At 59.5% G+C, this 2,076-nt stretch carries 2 protein-coding genes; both read right to left on the bottom strand.

What is annotated here, in order from left to right; translation table 11 throughout:
- Positions 1 to 195: 195 nt before the first annotated feature.
- On the bottom strand, positions 196 to 1,026 hold the full coding sequence (locus tag NW815_RS12765) for a HEAT repeat domain-containing protein (protein WP_414390086.1): 831 nt from the start codon (positions 1,024 to 1,026) through the stop codon (positions 196 to 198).
- 33 nt (positions 1,027 to 1,059) lie between these two features.
- Entirely contained in the window at positions 1,060 to 1,917 is an 858-nt protein-coding gene (locus NW815_RS12760) for a phycobilisome rod-core linker polypeptide (protein ID WP_414332161.1), read from the bottom strand.
- Positions 1,918 to 2,076 lie beyond the last annotated feature (159 nt).

Here is a 2,076-nt window from a genome sequence, read left to right as displayed (position 1 = left end):
TGCGGGGCTCCTGCGATTTCTAGCTGAGGCAGTGCTACAGCCACGGAGCCCAACCCTGGTGCCGAGCGGACAGATTCTGACGGCTTTGAATCGCTGCAGAGGGATGCACAAACTCATGGGCAATGCCTTGATAGGTCAGTTGCAAAGGACTCCGTCCCGCTAATGTGAACAGCAAGGGCCCAGAAGCACCACCGCTCACAGCAGCTCGTCGATCAGCCGCAGCACCTGCTGCAGCTCAGCACCGGGGATCCTTTGATGTTGTTCCAGGTTGATCTCCACCAACTGTTTGAGGGCGAGGAGCTTCAGGTTGACCTCCACCGCCGCCACCGCAATGGCTTGTGCTGCCGGCAAATAGCCACTGGCCCCCAAATCCAAAAGGGCAGCCCGCCGCAGATGGATGTTGTCGTGATCCAACACCGACAGCAGGCGCTGAGCAAAAGTCGGATCCCCGGTGAGACGATAGCAGGCCCGCGCCGCCGCACATTGCAAGCGAATGGAAGTGTGCTCTAGGTAAGGACGAATTGGCTCCAGGGCAGCAGCCACCTGCAGTTGTCCAAGAGCCTCGATAATGGCCTCTATGGCGGCTTGGGCTTCCGTCTGCAGTCCTCGCTCCACAAAGCGCAGCCCTTCTAGCAAAGCGGATCCCAGCTTTTCCACTTCGTCGGGATCCCTGTTGAGGTTGTTGGCAAGGGCAATCTCAACCAGTGCCTGGGCAGCCGCTGCCACCACTTGGCCATCAGAGCAAGACAAAGCCGCCTTCAGGGGAGGGATCCCGGCGAGGGATCCCAGTTTACCCAAAGCACGAGCAGCGTTGCGCCGCAGCGGATATCCCCCTTGAGCGGTGCGATCCGTTTCATCGGCCAGGGCCTCGATCAGGGCAGGGATCCCTTCGACGATGCGCATGCGTCCCAGCCACCAAGCCGCATAGTAGCGTTCCCCCGGATCCCCGTGGCGCAGCTTGGCGATTTGTCCAGCCGGGGTGAGATCCACCGACGGATTGGGATCCAGAGGAACAGCAGTGGTCATGGAATCGACAACGGAGAGGACACCGAGAAGGGATTAAGCGCTGCGGACACTGACGATCTTGGCGCCCGATTTGAGCAACCGCTGCATTGTCGCCGACAGTTGATCGGCAGAGACGAAAATCTGCTGGTTGGATTTGCGCACTCGGCTGGAAGTGGCCAGCGCCGAAGGCGGATTCAGCAGTCGGGTCACTTCCACACAGAACATGCGATCCGACTGGCCCGTTGGCGGCCCCAGGTGTTTGGAAATGGGGCTGGGCGGCAGCAGGCCCCGCACCCCAATGCGGCGAATGGCCGGGGTAAACCCGGTGGCCAAAGGCATCATCAGACGGGGTCTGGGCCCTTGGGAGCGATCGTTGTTGGCGTAGCCCCCGTAGAGAGCGAAGAGATTGGTAAAGTCGCGGGTGGAATGAGCCTTGCGGTATTCAAACCCACGCGGGTAGGGGACGATGTTGTCTCCAAAAGCTTCTAGGTATTCTGGGCTGTCGATGTAGGAATCGATCTCCGCGCTGTGGCCGCCAGATTGGTAGATGTCCAAATGGCGGGCGATGTCTTTGGGGCTGGTGGGAGCGCGTCCCAGCAGATGCTTGAAATTGAGCTCGATGGCCCGGGTTTGCGAGTTGGGGTAGAAAAACCGCTTTTTGTAGGCTTCGGACTTGGCGATCCATCGCACAAACTCCCGCACCGTCAGGCTGCCCTGGCGCAGCAGCGATTCCGCACTGGCTAGCTCCTTCCTATCGGCCCCAAACAAATGGTCGTTGCCCAGCACCTGACGGTAGATGGCCCGCAGCACCGCATTGAGCTGATCCTGGCTGGCGTTGGGGCGCAACTCCAGTGGGGTGGTCTCCGTAATGCCCCGGATCCCCATCCGGCTTGCCGCTGTAATTGCACTCATGCTAATTCCCCCGATTGAACTGAATGGACACAGATTGAGAACAAGCTTGCGTTTAGGGTCATTTCGATTCAAGCTAGGACATTGCACCCACACCTAAAGTGTTGGTTGCGTCGTCGCGTCGGCGTTGCGGAGCAATAATGCAGGGGGCCAAAAGGCTTT

The organism is Synechococcus sp. R6-7 (genome assembly GCF_047461695.1).
GTDB lineage: Bacteria > Cyanobacteriota > Cyanobacteriia > Thermostichales > Thermostichaceae > Thermostichus.
Note: the sequence above shows the minus strand (reverse complement) of the source record. Positions and strands in the feature narration are given on the sequence as shown.